This window comes from Microvirga sp. HBU67558, from assembly GCF_018069605.1.
Classification (GTDB): Bacteria; Pseudomonadota; Alphaproteobacteria; order Rhizobiales; family Beijerinckiaceae; genus Microvirga; species Microvirga terrae.
The window spans coordinates 15796-32542 of record NZ_JAGPUP010000540.1 but is presented as its reverse complement, the minus strand read 5'-3'; the positions used below and the strand labels follow the sequence as shown (position 1 = coordinate 32542).

17 protein-coding genes are annotated in these 16747 nt (G+C 66.8%); 10 read left to right on the top strand and 7 right to left on the bottom strand.

All coding sequences use genetic code 11. The annotated features are described in order from the left end of the window. Positions 1–22: 22 nt before the first annotated feature. Both prmC and KBI52_RS20440 read left to right on the top strand, forming a co-directional pair. Positions 23–871, top strand: coding sequence for a peptide chain release factor N(5)-glutamine methyltransferase (prmC, locus tag KBI52_RS20445; protein ID WP_210811070.1), 849 nt, complete (start codon positions 23–25; stop codon positions 869–871). 385 nt (positions 872–1256) lie between these two features. Next, positions 1257–2249, top strand: a complete 993-nt coding sequence (locus KBI52_RS20440; RefSeq protein ID WP_210811069.1) for a DUF4167 domain-containing protein — start codon at positions 1257–1259, stop codon at positions 2247–2249. 232 nt (positions 2250–2481) lie between these two features. Here KBI52_RS20440 and KBI52_RS20435 read toward each other — a convergent pair whose 3' ends face one another. The 3 genes from KBI52_RS20435 to KBI52_RS20425 all read right to left on the bottom strand — a co-directional run bounded on the left by KBI52_RS20435 (position 2482) and on the right by KBI52_RS20425 (position 4112). Further along, the gene (locus KBI52_RS20435) at positions 2482–3264 is read right to left on the bottom strand and encodes an MOSC domain-containing protein (protein ID WP_210811068.1); all 783 of its coding nucleotides are present in this window, start codon (positions 3262–3264) and stop codon (positions 2482–2484) included. Between the two features lie 236 nt (positions 3265–3500). Further along, positions 3501–3779 carry a hypothetical protein gene (locus KBI52_RS20430; protein WP_173949906.1) on the bottom strand — a complete coding sequence of 93 codons (279 nt, stop codon included), beginning with the start codon at positions 3777–3779 and terminating at the stop codon, positions 3501–3503. A 6-nt stretch (positions 3780–3785) separates the two neighbouring features. Beyond that, positions 3786–4112, bottom strand: a complete 327-nt coding sequence (locus KBI52_RS20425) for a hypothetical protein (RefSeq protein WP_210811065.1) — start codon at positions 4110–4112, stop codon at positions 3786–3788. A 177-nt stretch (positions 4113–4289) separates the two neighbouring features. On the opposite strand from KBI52_RS20425, the gene clpB reads away from it, so the two are divergent. Continuing rightward, the gene (clpB, locus tag KBI52_RS20420) at positions 4290–6908 is read left to right on the top strand and encodes an ATP-dependent chaperone ClpB (protein ID WP_210811061.1); all 2619 of its coding nucleotides are present in this window, start codon (positions 4290–4292) and stop codon (positions 6906–6908) included. 296 nt (positions 6909–7204) lie between these two features. Here clpB and hpf read toward each other — a convergent pair whose 3' ends face one another. Then, entirely contained in the window at positions 7205–7645 is a 441-nt protein-coding gene (hpf, locus tag KBI52_RS20415; protein ID WP_210811057.1) for a ribosome hibernation-promoting factor, HPF/YfiA family, read from the bottom strand. A gap of 100 nt (positions 7646–7745) precedes the next feature. Next, positions 7746–8849, bottom strand: a complete 1104-nt coding sequence (locus KBI52_RS20410; protein WP_173949902.1) for a S1C family serine protease — start codon at positions 8847–8849, stop codon at positions 7746–7748. 177 nt (positions 8850–9026) lie between these two features. Here KBI52_RS20410 and KBI52_RS20405 point away from each other — a divergent pair, with 177 nt between their 5' ends. The 6 genes from KBI52_RS20405 to KBI52_RS20380 all read left to right on the top strand — a co-directional run bounded on the left by KBI52_RS20405 (position 9027) and on the right by KBI52_RS20380 (position 14428). Then, complete coding sequence (locus KBI52_RS20405; protein ID WP_210811054.1) at positions 9027–10304, top strand: glycoside hydrolase; 1278 nt, start codon at positions 9027–9029, stop codon at positions 10302–10304. A 109-nt stretch (positions 10305–10413) separates the two neighbouring features. After that, a complete protein-coding gene (locus KBI52_RS20400) occupies positions 10414–11259 on the top strand; it encodes a DMT family transporter (protein ID WP_210811051.1) in 846 nt (281 codons plus the stop codon). Between the two features lie 80 nt (positions 11260–11339). Further along, positions 11340–12068, top strand: a complete 729-nt coding sequence (locus tag KBI52_RS20395) for a DUF4142 domain-containing protein (RefSeq protein WP_210811050.1) — start codon at positions 11340–11342, stop codon at positions 12066–12068. 117 nt (positions 12069–12185) lie between these two features. Beyond that, on the top strand, positions 12186–12800 hold the full coding sequence (locus KBI52_RS20390; RefSeq protein ID WP_173949899.1) for a hypothetical protein: 615 nt from the start codon (positions 12186–12188) through the stop codon (positions 12798–12800). Between the two features lie 242 nt (positions 12801–13042). After that, complete coding sequence (locus KBI52_RS20385; protein ID WP_173949898.1) at positions 13043–14134, top strand: TRAP transporter substrate-binding protein; 1092 nt, start codon at positions 13043–13045, stop codon at positions 14132–14134. A 129-nt stretch (positions 14135–14263) separates the two neighbouring features. Further along, on the top strand, positions 14264–14428 hold the full coding sequence (locus KBI52_RS20380) for a hypothetical protein (protein ID WP_173949897.1): 165 nt from the start codon (positions 14264–14266) through the stop codon (positions 14426–14428). 50 nt (positions 14429–14478) lie between these two features. On the opposite strand, the gene KBI52_RS20375 is transcribed toward KBI52_RS20380, so the two are convergent. Further along, positions 14479–15345 carry a DMT family transporter gene (locus KBI52_RS20375; RefSeq protein ID WP_173949896.1) on the bottom strand — a complete coding sequence of 289 codons (867 nt, stop codon included), beginning with the start codon at positions 15343–15345 and terminating at the stop codon, positions 14479–14481. 216 nt (positions 15346–15561) lie between these two features. Between KBI52_RS20375 and KBI52_RS20370 the strand changes: the two genes are divergently transcribed. Continuing rightward, positions 15562–16452, top strand: a complete 891-nt coding sequence (locus KBI52_RS20370; RefSeq protein WP_173949895.1) for a YihY/virulence factor BrkB family protein — start codon at positions 15562–15564, stop codon at positions 16450–16452. A gap of 23 nt (positions 16453–16475) precedes the next feature. On the opposite strand, the gene KBI52_RS20365 is transcribed toward KBI52_RS20370, so the two are convergent. Further along, complete coding sequence (locus KBI52_RS20365) at positions 16476–16631, bottom strand: hypothetical protein (RefSeq protein WP_173949894.1); 156 nt, start codon at positions 16629–16631, stop codon at positions 16476–16478. Positions 16632–16747: the final 116 nt, after the last annotated feature.

The window sequence follows — 16747 nt, the reverse complement described above, 5'->3', positions numbered from 1 at the left end:
GCGCGCGGCCGAGCCCCGGGTCGTGACGACCCGGTCCGAGGCCCTGAGGGAGCTCCGCCGGACCCTCCAGGAGGCCGGATTCGAGACTGCGGCGCTCGATGCCCGGGTCCTGCTTCTGACGGCTCTCGGCATTCCGGCCACGGATCTGATCACCCGTCCGGACGTCCCGCTGTCGCCCGAAGAGGCCGGGATGCTGTCCGGTCTCGCGCGCCGGCGCCTCGCCCATGAGCCGGTCGCCCGGATCGTCGGCACCCGGGAGTTCTGGGGCCTGCCCTTCCGCCTCTCCCCTGAGACCCTGGTGCCCCGGCCCGACACGGAAACGGTGGTCGAGACCGCCCTCGCGTTGCTGCCGGATCGGCAGGCGCCCCTCAGGCTGGTCGACTTCGGCACCGGATCGGGCATCATCCTGGTGGCGCTCCTTCACGAGCTGCCGAACGCCAGGGGGCTGGGAATCGACCTGTCCTTCGGGGCCCTCGTGACGGCCCGGGCCAACGCGGCGGAGAACGGCGTCGGCGGCCGCTGCCATTTCGCCCTCTCGCGCTGGGCCGATGCGGTTTCGGGCCCGTTCGACCTCATCGTGTCCAACCCGCCCTACATCGCCTCGGGGGTCATTCCAGCCCTCGATGCGGAGGTGCGCGACCACGATCCGCGGCTCGCCCTCGACGGGGGCCCGGACGGCCTCGATCCCTACCGGGTCCTCCTAGGCGAGGCGGGGCGGCTGCTGGCGTCCGGCGGCCTGCTCGTGGTCGAGATCGGCTACGATCAGGCGGACGATTTAGTCAGCTTGGCAAGGACTTGCGGCCTTGAAATCCTGCGGATCGCCCACGATCTGTCAGGTCATCCCCGCTGCGTCGCCATGAGGCGATCGTGATGAACAGGATGCGGCTTTTGTGTCCAAGAGCGGGATAAAATCGGAATTAGCCCTTGTTGGACCGGGAGGAACCCGCTAGATTCGGGTCTAGAGATCGTCCTCGGTCTAAACAAATCGGCAGCCCCTGAGGGGCATGCCGGAAGACCAAACGATATCAGTCGCGCAGGCAGGGGCTTTTGAAACAGAAACAGCCTGGCGCGATCATCTGAACCCGACACTGAAGGATGGCTTGAGCCTTTGATGGGCTATGGCCGAATGTCAGACGGTTGCCACGCGAACGGTGGGCGCTGAGCCCGTTCGGTGAATATTGGCTTGCATATCGCGTGGGCGTGAAGAACCAGCGAGGCTCGTAGAGCGAACGATGAGACCAGGACAAAACAGGCGTATGCGCGGTCGTAACAACAACAACCGCAACAACAACAAGGGGCCCAATCCCCTGACGAAGAGCTACGAGTCGAACGGCCCGGACGTGAAGATCCGCGGCACGGCTCAGCATATTGCCGAGAAGTACAGCCAGCTCGCCCGCGACGCGCAGTCGAGCGGCGACCCGGTGGCGGCCGAGAACTACTTCCAGCACGCCGAGCACTATTTCCGCATCATCGCGGCCGCCCAGGAGCAGCTGCGTGAGCAGTACGGCTACCAGCAGCAGCGCTCCTTCGACGAGGAGGGCGGCGAGGACGAGGGCTTCGGCCAGGGCGAGCGCCCCGGCTTCGAGCGCGCCGGCGGCCAGGATTTCGGCAATGGCGACGACCAGGATTTCGGCTCCCAGCCGCAGCCCTACGAGAACCGGGGCGAGCGCAACGAGCGTCAGCCGCGCTTCGACCGCACCGATCGTCAGGATCGGGGCGACCGCCAGGATCGCGGCGACCGGAACGACCGCCAAGATCGGGGCGACCGTCGCGAGCGCTTCCAGCGCGACCGCCAGCCGCGCCAGGACTTCCAACGTCAGGATCAGCAGCGCGACGAGCAGCCCTACGAGGCCCGTTCCGAGGGCGGCGAGCGTCCTGCCCGGTTCGAACGTCAGGATCGGCAGGACCGCCAGGAGCGGACCGACCGTCCCGAGCGCAATGACCGCTTCGAGCGTGGGGACCGCCCTGAGCGCCGCGAGCGCTTCCAGCGCGACCGCCGCCGGGACGACGCCGAGGCGCCCGAGCAGGGTACGCTTCCGGCCTTCCTGACGAACCCGGTCCGCACGCCGGCGCCGGCCACCGTCGAGGAGGCTCCCCCGGCTCCGCCCGTGGTGCAGGAAGCGGCCAACGACGAGGAGGCTCCCCGTCCGCGCCGCCGCCGCCGCACCCGCCAGGAGATGATCGAGGCGGCCAATGCCGAGAATGCCGGCTTCACGCCGGATCCGGCCGAGACCCCGGCCGCCGAGTAAGCCTTCACCTCACAAGATGCGAAAAGGGAGAGCCAGGCTCTCCCTTTTTTTGCCCAGAGAACGGCGGCCGCGATCCTGCGGGGGGGAACGGATTCCCGCCCCGTCATGGCCGGGCTTGTCCCGGCCATCCCGATCCGGTGAGGCACCGAGCCCTTACGATCGGGAGCACCGGCACAAGGCCGGTGATGACGTGAGGATGTCGTTCCCGGCCGGACCACCGAACGGAAAGAGATTACAGCGCCAGGGTCGCCTGCTCGGTCTCCAGGTCCCCGCCGACCTCGAGCGTTCCGCCGCTCAGCACCTCGGCATAGATGCCGCAATCGAAGTGCCCATACGCCTTCATGAGGCTTTTCGGGATCTCCAGGTCGCGAATGCCCGTGTCCGGGTCCACGTTGGTGGCGGCACAGCGCTCGATCCGTTTGGTGACTTTCAGGCGTGCTCCCGAGGCCGTGGTCAGCACCTGGCCGACGAGACCGAACTCGGCCCAGGGCTCCAGCCCCTCCAGGTGGACGTTGCCGCGAAAGCGCAGGGGATCGACCGGTGCCCCCACCACATTCTCCAGCTCGCGCACGCTCGCCAGGTTGATGAGCGAGACGAAGCCGCGCCGGGAATCGGTGAACCGGAAGCCTTGCGGAGCGGCGAGCACCTTTGGCGGGCCGCGCAGGTCCCTGGGCATGAAGCGGCGGAAGAAGGCCTCGACGGCAAGCTGCCCCTCCCGTGTGGAGAGATCGCCGCGGGCCACCTCGCGCCCGCCCTCCTCGATGAACAGCGTCGTGATCGAATCGAGATAGCGGGTCTTGAGCCGCGCCAGGCTCTCGTTGCGCATCAGCATCAGGAACTTGATCTTGGGCTGATGCTGCGGGTTCTCCGGGTCGAAACCGGCCGGGCCGTTCTCGATGGCGAACAGCCGGTCGCCAGGAAAGTAATCGCCCTTCGTGAGGGACACGGAGGACAGGGGCTCGGGCGACAGGCCCTTGACCGGATAGCGCTGGAGGGAGGCGATGCGGATGCTCATGGCCTATCGATAGAAGGCGAGCGAGGCAGGAGCAAGGGATCCGCTCACGTCATCAGCGGCCTTGTGCCGGTGATCCCGTTCCTCCGAAACGCTGCGCCCTTCCACTTGGGATGGCCGGGACTGATCCCCGGATCAAGTCCGGGGACGGCCATGACGGCAGGGTGTGTCGTTTCGGGCGGCAAACAGAAAAAGCCCCGCCGAAACTGCGGGGCTTTTCACGAGCGCAGGCGCAAGCCTTACGATGCGTCGCCCGAACGGGCCACCTTGGAGCGCTTGAGCTGAGGCGTGAAGCCGGCCTCGCGGCCGCTCGAACGGTCGAACTCCACCATATGCGGGTCCTTCTGCATGCCCTCATGGGAGGTCTGGTGCTCGGGGATATGGGTCTGCGGGCCGGCCTCCTGCTTCATGCGCAGGGCCTTCTCGGCATTGGCCTTCAGCTCGTCGCGCGCCTTCTCGGCCTTTTCGGCGCGGCGGCGGCTCGGGCTCAAACGGGCGATCAGATCGGAAAGGGCCATGTCTTGTCACTCCTTGGCGCGGGTGAGCACGCCGTCTTCTTTGTCGCTGCGATGAGTCGGAGGGGCTTTCACGTTCCTGGGGTCGACCGGAATGTCCCGGGACGTGGTGATGGTCCCGGTCGAATCGCCGATGTCGCGGTCCGCCTCGGCCTGCGCCAGGGTCTGGCCGGGCCTTGGGGACACCTGCCCGTTCCCGGTGGTGTCGCCGAAGGTCTCCGGCGTCACCGAAGGCCCTTCCTCGAGCGGGCTTTCCGGAACCGCCAGGCCGAGCTCCGCATTGCGGGCCAGGTCGGCGCGGGCTTTTTCGGCGTCCGAGCGCGGATCGCGTGTCATGGGGGTCTCCTCAAGACTGTTGCAGTGTCAATGCCAGCATCGCGAGCGGGTTCCTCCCCCTTGTTGTGACGAATTGGACACACCACCTAAGGTTCGCGGATGCTCCAGGAGGAGGTCCGACATCGCAGGATCGGCCCGTGCCTCGAGGAGGGCGGGCGGATCTGAGGAGGGATGAGAATGAATTTCGAAAAGTATACCGAGCGTGCCCGGGGATTCGTGCAGGCGGCGCAGAATCTCGCCGTGCGCGAGGGCCATCCGCAGCTGGCCCCCGGGCATGTGCTGAAGGTTCTGCTCGACGATCCGGAAGGCCTGTGCGCCGGCCTGATCGACCGCGCCGGCGGCCGCTCCCGCGACGCCCATGCGGCGGTGGAGCAATGGCTCGCCAAGCAGCCGAAGGTGTCCGGCTCCGCCTCGCAGCCGCAGGCCACCCGCGAGCTCATGCGCTTCTTCGACACGGTCGAGAAGGCCGCCGAGAAGGCGGGCGATTCCTTCGTCACCGTCGAGCGGATGCTGCTGGCGCTTGCGGTCGAGAAGGACACGGAAGCCGGCAAGATCCTGGCCCAGGCCGGAGTGACGGCCCAGGGGCTCAACACCGCCATCAATGCCCTGCGCAAGGGCCGCACCGCCGACAACGCGACGGCGGAGAACGCCTACGATGCGCTCAAGAAATACGCGCGCGACCTCACCGAAGCGGCCCGCGACGGCAAGCTCGATCCGGTGATCGGCCGCGACGAGGAGATCCGCCGCACGATCCAGGTGCTCTCGCGCCGCACCAAGAACAACCCGGTGCTGATCGGCGAGCCCGGCGTCGGCAAGACCGCCATCGTCGAAGGCCTCGCCCTGCGCATCGTCAACGGCGACGTGCCGGAATCCTTGAAGGACAAGCAGCTGCTCGCCCTCGACATGGGCGCGCTGATCGCCGGCGCGAAATACCGCGGCGAGTTCGAGGAGCGCCTGAAGAGCGTGCTGCAGGAAGTGACGTCCGCCGAAGGCGGCATCATCCTGTTCATCGACGAGATGCACACGCTCGTCGGCGCCGGCAAGGCCGACGGGGCCATGGACGCCTCGAACCTCCTGAAGCCCGCGCTCGCCCGCGGCGAGCTGCACTGCGTCGGGGCGACGACCCTCGACGAGTACCGCAAGCACGTGGAGAAGGACGCGGCGCTCGCCCGCCGGTTCCAGCCGGTTTTCGTCAGCGAGCCCACGGTGGAGGACACCGTGTCGATCCTGCGCGGCCTGAAGGAGAAGTACGAGCAGCATCACGGGGTGCGCATCACCGACTCGGCGCTTGTCGCCGCCGCGACGCTCTCGAACCGCTACATCACCGACCGCTTCCTGCCCGACAAGGCCATCGATCTCGTCGACGAGGCGTCGTCGCGCCTGCGCATGCAGGTCGATTCGAAGCCCGAGGAGCTCGACAACATCGACCGCGAGATCGTCCGCCTGAAGATCGAGCAGGAAGCGCTCAAGAAGGAGACTGACACCGCCTCCAAGGACCGCCTCGAGCGCCTCACCAAGGAGCTCGCCGATCTCGAGGAGCAGTCGGACGCCATCACGGCGCGCTGGAAGGCCGAGAAGGACAAGCTCGGCACCGCGGCCGACCTCAAGAAGAAGCTCGAGGAGGCCCGCAACCAGCTGGCGTCCGCGCAACGCAACGGCGACTGGGCGAAGGCCGGCGAGCTCTCCTACGGGGTCATCCCCGGGCTCGAGAAGCAGCTCTCCGATGTCGAGGCGAAAGCCGACGGCGGCGGACTGATGGAAGAGGCGGTCACGCCCGATCACGTGGCGGGCGTCGTCTCGCGCTGGACCGGCGTGCCCGTCGACAAGATGCTCGAAGGCGAGCGCGAGAAGCTGCTGCACATGGAGCAGGATCTTGGGCGTCGCGTCGTCGGCCAAGCCGAGGCCGTCACGGCGGTGTCGACCGCGGTGCGCCGCGCCCGCGCGGGCCTGCAGGATCCGAACCGGCCCATCGGGTCGTTCATGTTCCTCGGCCCCACGGGCGTCGGCAAGACCGAGCTGACGAAGGCGCTTGCGAGCTTCCTGTTCGACGACGAGACGGCGCTGATCCGCCTCGACATGTCGGAATACATGGAGAAGCACTCGGTCGCCCGGCTCATCGGTGCGCCTCCTGGCTATGTGGGCTACGAGGAGGGCGGCGCGTTGACGGAAGCCGTGCGCCGCAGGCCGTATCAGGTGGTGCTGTTCGACGAGATCGAGAAGGCGCATCCGGACGTGTTCAACGTGCTGCTGCAGGTGCTCGACGACGGACGCCTCACGGACGGCCAGGGCCGCACCGTGGACTTCCGCAACACGCTCATCATCATGACGTCGAATCTCGGCGCCGAATATCTGGTGAACCAGCCGGAGGGCCAGGACACCGATGCGGTGCGCGACGAGGTGATGACGGTGGTGCGTTCGCACTTCAGGCCCGAGTTCCTCAACCGTGTGGACGAGATCATCCTGTTCCACCGGCTGAAGCGCTCGGAGATGGGAGCGATCGTCGATATCCAGATGCGCCGCCTGCAGAAGCTGCTGGAGGATCGCAAGATCGTGCTGCAGCTCGACGAGGAGGCGCGCAACTGGCTCGCCGACAAAGGCTACGATCCGGCCTACGGCGCACGTCCGTTGAAGCGCGTGATCCAGAAGCACGTGCAGGATCCGCTGGCGGAGCTCATCCTGTCCGGTGAGATCCGCGACGGCGAAACCGTGCCGGTGCATGCGGGCCCCATGGGCCTCATGATCGGCGATGTCACGGTCGGCTCGGAGCGTCCGCCGGAAGGCGTGCGGCTGAACTGAGCGGCTTGTCCATAACGATGGACGAAGATGGCCGGGCACGAAGCCCGGCCATTTTTGTTTTCACGACATCGTTCCTGTCATTCAGGCTTGCGGCCGTGGGGAACAACACTCCGACGTCATGGCCGGCCATGTGCCGGCCATCTCGATCGGAAAAGCGCGGCGTTCCGGACCATCGGGATCACCGGCACAAGGCCGGTGATGACGTGGCAGGGACTCCATCGCAGGGACACATGCGGGTGAAACGCCCCTTCGGTGCGACGGAGAGCCAAGGGTGGCGGAAGCCTCGACCTGTCGGATTATTCGGCGGCGGCGCGGTAGTCGCCCTCGTCGTTGGCCGCCGGGACGACGTCTTCGCTGCGCCGTTGCGTGCGGCGCGGCGTCGTGCCTTCACGCAGGAGCATGTCCTTGTCGATGCGCTCGGCCTTGTCCTCGCGCAGCTCGCGCTTGGACCGGCGAAGCTGCTTTCCGGTCTTCTGCAGGGCCGCCCGGAAGGCCGCGTAGAGGTCCTTGTTCTTGGCCTCCCCACTCATCATCTTGAGCGCGCCCATCTGCATGTTCACCGTGCAGCGATAGGTGATGCCTTCGCGCGTCACGTGAACGGAGGCCGAGCTCAGGTGACCGAAGTATTTTCCGGCGACCTGAAGGACGTTGGTCTTCGCATATTCGGGAAACATGTCGCCCAGATCGACTGCCGAGCTTTGCACCAGGATGTTGGGTTCGGTGCTGTCAGGTTTCATTCGCTCCTCCGTTGGTGAAGGTTCGATGGCTAACGGCGGGACTGGATGAAAGTTTCGGTCATCAGGAAACAAATCGGACCCGGCCGAAGTTCTGTTCTCTTTATGGTCTGCGTGCGCGGGGAGTCTGTTCTCCCACGTCGACGACGGTCACCTCGACATTCTGCTGCCGGTTGTCGCGAAGGATCGTCAGCGACACCGTGTTGCCCACGCCGGTGCTCTCGAGCTTGTCCGTCAGGTCCGACAGGTGTCGCACGGGCGCATCCGCGACACCCACGATCACGTCCCCGATGATACCGGCCCGCGTGTCGACGCCGCGAAGCCCGGCGCGGTCCGCCGGCGAGCCCGGCACGACGCCCGCCACGATCACGCCGTTCACTCCGAGCTGGGCCGCAAGGGTCTCGTCACCTGCCAGGATGCCGATGCCGGGCGTCGGCACGCGGCCGCTGCGGATGAGTTCCGGCACGACCCGGTTGACCACGTCGACCGGGATGGCGAAGCCGATGCCCGCGTTTGTGCCGGACGGCGAGAAGATCGCCGTGTTGACCCCGATGAGGCGACCGGCGGAATCGAGCAGCGGGCCGCCGGAATTGCCCGGATTGATCGCCGCGTCCGTCTGGATCACATCGGCGACCTCGCGGCCGCCGCTGGTGGGCAGGCGGCGCTTGAGGGCGCTGATGATGCCGGTGGTGAGCGACTGGTCGAGGCCGAACGGATTGCCGATGGCGTAGGCCGTCTGGCCCACCTTGAGATCGGCCGAGCGTCCCACCGGAACCGGCGCCGGCAGCCCGCCCCGGCGCTCGACCCGCAGCACCGCGAGATCGTAGTTCGGCGCACGGCCCACCACCTCGGCCGGCAGAACCTCTCCGGAGGCCAGGCGCACCACGAAGGAGGAGCCGTTCTCGACCACGTGGTTGTTCGTCACGACGTTGCCGGCCGCGTCCCAGATGAACCCGGTGCCGGATCCCGCCGGCTCTCCGCCCGAAGGCCCGCGGCCCTGCAGGGCCACCACCTGAACCACCGAGGGCGCCACGGTCTCGAACACGCGGATCGTCGACTGCTCGTAGTCCGACAGGTCTCCGCGCGCCGCGACGGGCCGCGGCTCACGGGCCGAGAAGAGATAGCCGGTCACGTAAGGCTGAAGCACGACGAGCGCGAGCAGCACCGCAATCGCCAGCACGATGATCCGTTTCGTCCGCTCCGGCATGGGTCCTCCCGTGTGTGATCCCGCCTTGTCACAACGGACCCGCTTGGCCGAAGTTCATCCCGAAGCCTGGGATCCGCGCGAGGAACCGCGTGTCGTTCATGTGCTTGTCCTGACGGTGGATGGTCGAGCTTGCCGCGCACGCGGCAGGCCGGATCCATGTTTGGAGGAGAATCTGCCGTGCACGAACCGTCGCCGGGAAACGCCGATGCCTCCGCCGTGCAGGCGGGCATCTTCCCGACCTTCTTCCTGTCGGGCTTCGAATGCTCCACCTTCATCTGGAAGGACCAGGGCCGGCGGGATCTCGTCGCGGAGACGCAGCACCGGGAGCACGTGGACGAGGATTACGCCTTCCTGCGTTCGCTCGGCATCGCGGTCGCCCGCCAGGGGATCCCCTGGCCCTTCGTGGACAAGGGCGGCGTGTACGACTTCTCCGGCCTCGACCCTTTCATCGCGGCCATGAACCGACACCAGATCCTGCCGATCTGGGACCTGTGCCATTACGGCTATCCCGACGACCTCGATCCCTTCTCGCCCGAGTTCACGGACCGGTTCGCCGCCTATGCCCGGGCCGCGGCCGAATACGTGACGCCGCGCATCCGCGGCCCGCATTTCTTCACCCCCATCAACGAGATCACCTTCTTCGCCTTCATGGGCGGCGAGTGGGGCTGGACGGCTCCTTTCGGCAAGTCGGACGGCTTGCGGCACCGGCTGCGCCTGTCCCTGTGCCGGGCCGACATCGCGGCGGTCAACGCCATCCGGGCCGTCGATCCCAAGGCCCGCATGGTGCATATCGACCCGCTCATCCTGGTCGTCGCGCCCCGCGACCGGCCCGACCTGAAGGACGAGGCCGAGCGCGAGACCTACACGGACACGTTCTATGCCTGGGACGTGATCGCCGGACGCCGGCACCCGGAGCTCGGCGGGTCGCCGGAGGCGCTCGATATCGTGGGGGTCAACTGCTACTCGTTCGGCCAGATGGAATATCGCGAGACCGGGCCGCACGCGTCCCTGGAGCCGCACGACGAGCGCATTCGGCCGCTGGGAGATCTCCTCGCCTATGCCTGGGAACGCTACCGCCGGCCGATGATCGTGGGCGAGACGAGCGGCCTGCGCGAAGGCCGTCCGGACTGGCTCTGCGACATGGTCGAGGAATCGCTGGCGGCGGTGCGCAAGGGCATCGACCTGCACGGCGTGTGCCTGTTCCCGGCGGTCGACATGCCCGACTGGCACACGGGCGAATGGCTGCACAACGGCCTGTGCGATCTGGTCGAAGACAATGGGCGCCTGAAGCGGGTGCCGTATCAGCCCTATATCGACGAGCTGCGGCGCTGGCAGAAGCGCCTGAACCGGGTGACGGTGCTCGACGAAGATCCGTTCAGCGATCCGGTCGATCTCGCCGATATCAAGCGCGCCGCCGACGAGATGCAGGTGACGTCCGACAAGGATTGGTGCTGACCATCGGGCAGGGAGCCGAACGTCGGTGCGACGCGGCGTTCGACCTTTCCTGGGCGGCCGCCATGATGTAGCAAGTGACGGCCTGTCGCCTCCAAGTGCCCGACCCGAGATGTCCCCTGATGTCTTCGCCTTCGTTCTGGTTGCTGCGTTCCTGCACGCAAGCTGGAACGCCATGGCCAAGTCCGGCAAGGGAGACCCGCTGATCCAGGCCGGCCGGATCGCCATCGGGTCGGCTGTCGCGGCGGTTCCGGCTCTGCTGGTTTCGGGCCTGCCCGACGCGGCCAGTTCCGTCCACCTGGTGGGATCGGCGCTGATCCACGTGGCGTATTTCGTCCTGATCGGCCTTGCCTACCGGTACGCGGATTATTCCGCCATCTATCCCCTGGTCAGAGGCAGCGCGCCCCTGTTCACCACGCTCCTGGCGATGCTGCTCCTGGGCGAAACGCTCAAGCCCGTGACGTGGCTGGGGATCGGCATCTTGTGCGGTGGCATTCTCGGCCTGGGCATCGATGCCGTGCGGCGCGGCGGATTGAATGTCCGAAGCCTCACGATCGCCGCACTGACCGCCGCCACGGTGGTCGGCTACACCCTGGTCGACGGTGTGGGCGCGCGCCTGTCGGGCAATTCCACCGGGTACCTGCTCGCCATGATGGCGCTCACGGGGGCGTTCATGATCTTCGGGATGATCCGCTTCCAGGGAGCGGCCTTGTTCAGCGCGCCGGCCTCCGTGTGGGGCAAGAGCGTTGCCGCGGGGGCCATCGCCAACATCTCCTACGGGACGGCCCTGTGGGCCATGACGAAGGCCCCGATCGGACTGGTCGGCGCCGTCCGTGAGACGTCGGTTCTGTTCGCCGCTCTGATCGCCGCCGTGGTCCTGAAGGAACGGTTCGGCATCGCCCGGTGGGCGTCAGCCCTCATGATCGTGACCGGCCTCGCGCTTGCGAAGGCCGGATAGGACAGTCCGCCCGCGCCCGCTGCCCGAACCAAACCCTCCCGCAAACGTTCGCTCTCACGATCCGTTTGCAGGAGCCCTTCATGTCGTCACGCCGTCTTGTCATTGCCGGCCTCATGGCCGCCGCCAGCCTTCCCGCTCTCGCCCAGCAGCAGAACCAGGCCATTCCCCAGTCCACGACGCCGCAGCCTGCGGAAACGCAGGTCAATCCCGCTCTCGGCCAGAACGCGCAGGAGCGCCAGCAGCGCACCCAGCAGGGCGGCGCCCCGCAGGACACGCAGACCCCCGCCCGGCAGGGCCAGGCCAACAGCGCACCAGCCGCCATGGGCCAGCAGCAATCGCAGGCCGACCGCCAATACGTTCAGCAGGTCCTGGCTCTCGGCACCGTGTCGCTGCAGCAGTCGAACTTCGCGCACAGCAAGGCGCAGAACCCGCGCGTGAAGCAGTTCGCCGATTTCGAGATCGGCGAGCAGAACCTCCTCGCGGACATCATGCATTCCTTCGCCGATCCGAATGCGACCGCCTCCACCACGCAGGGCGCGCAGCAATCCGCCGCGACGGCTCCGGAGCTGCCGCAGAAGGACTCGCAGGCCATGGAGCGTCTCTCGAAGGCGCAGCCGGGAGCCGCCTTCGACAAGGATTACGTCGCCCTGCAGATCCAGGGCCACCAGGACCTGCTGAAGCTTCAGGAGAGCTATCTCAAGCAGGGCTCCGGCAACCGTGAGATGGCCAATGTGGCGCGCCTCGCCAGCGGACAGATCAAGGAGCATCTGACGCTCCTGCAGGACATCCAGAAAGAGCTTGGCAAATAAGGAAATCCGGCTCCGTTTTCACGGATCCGGGGCCGGAACACCCTGCTTCGACAGGACGTTGCCTTTGCAAGCCGCAGACATGAGGTCTGCTCGAAACCCCGAGAAGAGGAATACCCCATGGCGCAAGACAAACGTGGCCGCCCCCCGGAGCCGCCGGTCGACGAGGTGCTGAACGAAGTCACCCAGGAAGAGACCGGCGATGACTTCATCGCTGGCCCGACCCAGCGCAACGACGTCGGCAACACCAAGCGCGCCGCCGCGAAAGCCACCGGCATCATGGGCGCCTCGAAGAAGCTCGATCCGGATCTCGACATTGACCACGTGGACGACAACCGCCCGACGAGCGGCTCGAAGGCCGGCATCCACTCCTTCAAGGAAGTGCCGGAAGAGGAAGACGACGAGGCCGGCTTCCAGATGTCGAACGAGGAGATCGCCGAGAGCGTGAACACCACCGCGGCCAAGAGTCCGGCGCCCCGCGGCGCGCAGACCGAAGGCACCACGGGGCCGACCGGGATGAGCGGCGGAGCCACGTCCCGAGCCCGGGTGCCGGCCCCCGGCAATGCGGTGGACGTACCCAAGGGCACCCTGGTGCGCGGCCATCCTACGGCGAGCCAGTCCGGCGGGCGCTCGACCTCCTCGACCGGGGACGAGAAGCCGCCGAAGCGCTCCGCCCGCGCCCATAGCGGCCAGCAGCAGCGTCCGCTCTCCAAGGGCGGCAGCGAAGAGCGGTAATCGTCCCGCGGCCGTTTCGGCCGAAGCGGCGAAGAGCTTCACACGTCATCACCGGGCTTGTCCCGGTGATGACGTCGAGAGCGGTTGCCGGACAGCGGCATCAATGACGCCAACGCATAGCTTGGCCTTTCCCACTGCATATCTGTCCCAACGGAAGGCGGAGTGACAGCGGCCCTCCTCCGGCTTTATGGATTGTTCAGCCAAACCGGCAGTGACGACATAAATCGGTCGAGGAAATGCTCATGGACAGAAGAAAAGTTCTCAAAGGCGCGGGCCTTGCGGCAGCCGCAGGCGCCGTCGCCTCCCCGGCGGTCGCGCAGGCGCAGCCGGAGATCCGCTGGCGCATGAGCTCGGCCTATCCGAAGAGCCTCGACACCCTCTTCGGCGCGGGCGAGATGATCGCCAAGCGCGTGGCGGCCGCGACCGACAACAAGTTTCAGATCCAGGTCTTCGCCGCGGGCGAGATCGTCGGCGCGCTCCAGACCCTCGACGCCACCCAGAACGGCACCGTCGAATGCTCCTACACCCTGTCGAGCTTCTTCATCGGCAAGGACCCGACCTTCATGTTCGAGACCTCCGTGCCCTGGGGCATGAACGTGCGCCAGCACAATGCCTGGATGCATTACGGCGGCGGCCTCGATCTCGTGCGCGAGTTCACGAAGGACTACAACATCTATCCGATCCCGGCCGGTCAGACGGGCGCCCAGATGGGTGGCTGGTTCCGCAAGGAAATCAAGAGCATCGCGGACCTGCAGGGCCTCAAGATGCGCATCGCCGGCATGGGCGGTCAGATCATGCAGAAGCTCGGCGTCGTGCCCCAGGTGCTCGCCGCAGGCGACATCTACCCGGCGCTCGAGCGCGGCACCCTCGATGCTGTGGAATTCTCGGGGCCGCACGACGACGAGAAGCTCGGCTTCGTGAAGGTCGCCCAGTACTACTACTATCCGGGCTTCTGGGAGGGCGGCGCGCAGCCTTCGCTCTACGTGAACATGAACAAGTGGAATGAGCTGCCGGCCAACTACAAAGCCATCCTCGAAGCCGCCTGCGCGGAAGCCAACGCCATGTGCGTGGCCAAGTACGATGCCCAGAACGCCGATGCGATCCGCCGCCTCGTGGGTCAGGGCGTGCAGCTGCGTCCCTTCCCGCGGGACGTGATGGAGCAGAGCTACAAGGAAGCCTACAAGCTCTACAACGAGCTCGCCGCCTCCAATCCCAAGTTCAAGAAGGTGTACGATTCCTGGAACGCCTTCCGCGAGAAGGAGCTGACCTGGTTCCGCATCGCCGAGCTGCCCTTCGACTATTTCGTCAACCAGCAGCAGGGGCAGCCGCGCTGAAGGCTCTCGACCTGATGAAAACGGCGCCTCGCGGCGCCGTTTTTGTTTGCGGCCGGGAAGAAGGATCGAAGCTTGGCCTGTTGCGTTGTCGTCTCAGCAGGAGCGCCATCCTTCCACAGGAGACACACCATGGCGGACGACAACCGCAAGCAGGACACCCCGAAGGACAAGCCGGAGCGCAAGGACGACAAGGCATCCGAGAACCGGAAGAAGCACCAGGACGAGCTCCTCGACGAAGGCGTGGAGGAGACGTTTCCGGCGAGCGATCCGGTCTCCGTGAAGATCACGAAATAAGACAACCGCGCCATGAAGCCCCGGAGCGTGCGCTCCGGGGCTTTTGCGTTTCAGCTCCGGCTCGCCACGGCGACGCCGAGGGCTGCGAGCCCCATGCCGGCGAGCTGGATCAGGCTCAGGGTCTCGCCGAAAAGCGCGAAGGCCATGAGCGCCGCGACCGGCGGCACCAGATAAAGCAGCGTCGCGACGCCGACCACCGCGCCCTGGCGGATGAGGAAGAGCAGAAGGCCGATGGCCCCGATCGACAGCCCGAGTACGGCCCAGGCCAGGGCGCCCAGAAGCGGCAGGCTCAGCTCCATGTGGCCCTCCTCCGTCAGCAGCACGAGGGGCAGGGTGACGGCAGCGGCGCCGATATACTGGATGGCCGCATTGACCCGCAGATCGAGGCTGCTGCCGGTGCGCTTCTGCCAGATCGTCCCGAAGGTGATCGAGAGCATCCCGAGCACGCAGACCCCGAGCGCCAGCGGCGGCACGCCACCATCCCCGAGCTTGGGGGCGACCACGAGCGCCGCCCCCATGAAGCCGATGCCGATCCCGACCCACCGGCGCGGGGACACCCGCTCGCCCAGCAGGGGCCCGGCCAGCAGCCCGGTCGCCAGCGGCTGGAGGCCGGCCACCAGGGCGGAGATCCCGGCCGGCAGCCCGTGCTTCACCGACCAGAAGACGCCGCCGAGATAGAGCCCGTGCAGGAGGATGCCGGCGATCAGGCTGTTGCGCCAATCATGCCAGGCGCGGGGCCACGACACGCGTGCCGCGGTGACGATGCCGGCCAGCACGAGAGTGGCCAGAACGTACCGGACGAGCAGGAAGGTCAGCGGTTCGGCATAGGGCGCCACGAACCGGGCGACGATGAAGCCTGTCGCCCAGATGAGCACGAAGAGCGGGGGCGCGAGGCGGGCGAAGACGGTGGGGTTCATGGCCGTGGAGGAGCAAGGATCGTCTCCCGGCTTGTAGGCCCGAACCTCGGCCTTTGTCGATCCACGCGGCCTCGTCTAAAAGTCGACCTGCAGGAGCCGGGAGTCAGGAACAGGGACAATGCACTTCGGATTGCACGGCTCTCAGATCCTTGCGGGGGCGGCTTCCTTGCCCTCGGCCCCCGCCGCACCATCTCCAGCAGCCTGGAGACCCGTCTTTTGAACCGCCTTCGCCTCTGGCTCGAACTCGTCGCCATCGCGTCCACCCGCTTCGTGCTGCACGATTCCTGGGCGATCGCGAGCCATATCGCCCTCTCGGTGCTGACGTCGCTGTTCCCGTTCCTGATCCTGGTCACCGCCCTGGCGAGCCTGTTCGGGACCGGGACCCTGGCCGACGAGGTGGCGGACATCATCCTCGAGGCCTGGCCGAAGGAGGTGGCGGGGCCGATCGCCGGCGAGGTGCACAACATCCTGTCGGTCCGGCGCAGCGACGTGGTGACCCTGGGCCTCGTGCTCGCGCTCTATTTCGCATCGAGCGGCGTGGAGAGCCTCCGGGTCGGCCTCAACCGCGCCTATGGGGTGCGGGAAACCCGCGCCTGGTGGCTGACGCGGCTCGAATCGATCGCGTTCGTCATCGCGGGCGCCATGATGCTGCTCGCCCTGGCGCTCCTCGTCGTGCTCGGCCCCTTCGTCTGGCGCGGCGTGCTCTCTTGGGTTCCGGCCCTGAAACCTCTCGATGGTCTGATCGGGTTCCTGCGGGTCGGGGTGGCGACCGTCGTCATCGTGGCGGGGCTGCTTTTCGCCCACAAGCTTGTCCCTGCGGGACGCCGACGGTTTCGCGCCGTGCTGCCCGGCGTGGGCGTGACGCTGGCCCTGTGGCTTCTCGGCGGCTTCGCCTTCAGCTGGTACCTCGAATTCTATCCGGGCGCCTACGCGTCGACCTATGGGGGTCTCGCCACCGCCATGGTGGCCCTGATCTTTCTCTACACCCTCGGGGCCATTTTCCTCTTCGGCGGCGAGCTGAACGGCACCCTCATCCTGGCCAAGCGCCGACGCCTCGGCAAGGAACCGAAACCGGAGACCATGAGCGATCTGATTCCGCTGCCGTGATGCGTCACATCGGCGTGCGATGCCTAGATCAGCGGCATCAGACCCAGTTCATAGGCCCACAGCAGCAGGGCAATCACCACAACCACCGCAAGCCAGTTCAAGGACCGGTCCAGCAGCAGGCTGAACGTGGCCTCGGCGGAGAGAGGGGGCTTCTTGTTCGGCGGCAGATCGACTGGCATGCGTCATTCTCCAAAGCCCGGACAGCTCCGAGACGCCTCATGCGCCCAAAAGGGCAGCGGCCGACTAGGGAACCGCTGATCCATCAAACATATAGCGACAACACGTCATTTGTAAG

Excerpts from the sequence above, each read along its gene's own strand:
- KBI52_RS20440 (WP_210811069.1), top strand. The coding sequence starts at position 1,257 with ATGCGCGGTCGTAACAACAACAACCGCAACAACAACAAGGGGCCCAAT.
- KBI52_RS20435 (WP_210811068.1), bottom strand. The coding sequence starts at position 3,264 with ATGAGCATCCGCATCGCCTCCCTCCAGCGCTATCCGGTCAAGGGCCTG.
- KBI52_RS20430 (WP_173949906.1), bottom strand. The coding sequence starts at position 3,779 with ATGGCCCTTTCCGATCTGATCGCCCGTTTGAGCCCGAGCCGCCGCCGC.
- KBI52_RS20425 (WP_210811065.1), bottom strand. The coding sequence starts at position 4,112 with ATGACACGCGATCCGCGCTCGGACGCCGAAAAAGCCCGCGCCGACCTG.
- clpB (WP_210811061.1), top strand. The coding sequence starts at position 4,290 with ATGAATTTCGAAAAGTATACCGAGCGTGCCCGGGGATTCGTGCAGGCG.
- hpf (WP_210811057.1), bottom strand. The coding sequence starts at position 7,645 with ATGAAACCTGACAGCACCGAACCCAACATCCTGGTGCAAAGCTCGGCA.
- KBI52_RS20410 (WP_173949902.1), bottom strand. The coding sequence starts at position 8,849 with ATGCCGGAGCGGACGAAACGGATCATCGTGCTGGCGATTGCGGTGCTG.
- KBI52_RS20400 (WP_210811051.1), top strand. The coding sequence starts at position 10,414 with ATGTCCCCTGATGTCTTCGCCTTCGTTCTGGTTGCTGCGTTCCTGCAC.
- KBI52_RS20395 (WP_210811050.1), top strand. The coding sequence starts at position 11,340 with ATGTCGTCACGCCGTCTTGTCATTGCCGGCCTCATGGCCGCCGCCAGC.
- KBI52_RS20390 (WP_173949899.1), top strand. The coding sequence starts at position 12,186 with ATGGCGCAAGACAAACGTGGCCGCCCCCCGGAGCCGCCGGTCGACGAG.
- KBI52_RS20385 (WP_173949898.1), top strand. The coding sequence starts at position 13,043 with ATGGACAGAAGAAAAGTTCTCAAAGGCGCGGGCCTTGCGGCAGCCGCA.
- KBI52_RS20380 (WP_173949897.1), top strand. The coding sequence starts at position 14,264 with ATGGCGGACGACAACCGCAAGCAGGACACCCCGAAGGACAAGCCGGAG.
- KBI52_RS20375 (WP_173949896.1), bottom strand. The coding sequence starts at position 15,345 with ATGAACCCCACCGTCTTCGCCCGCCTCGCGCCCCCGCTCTTCGTGCTC.
- KBI52_RS20365 (WP_173949894.1), bottom strand. The coding sequence starts at position 16,631 with ATGCCAGTCGATCTGCCGCCGAACAAGAAGCCCCCTCTCTCCGCCGAG.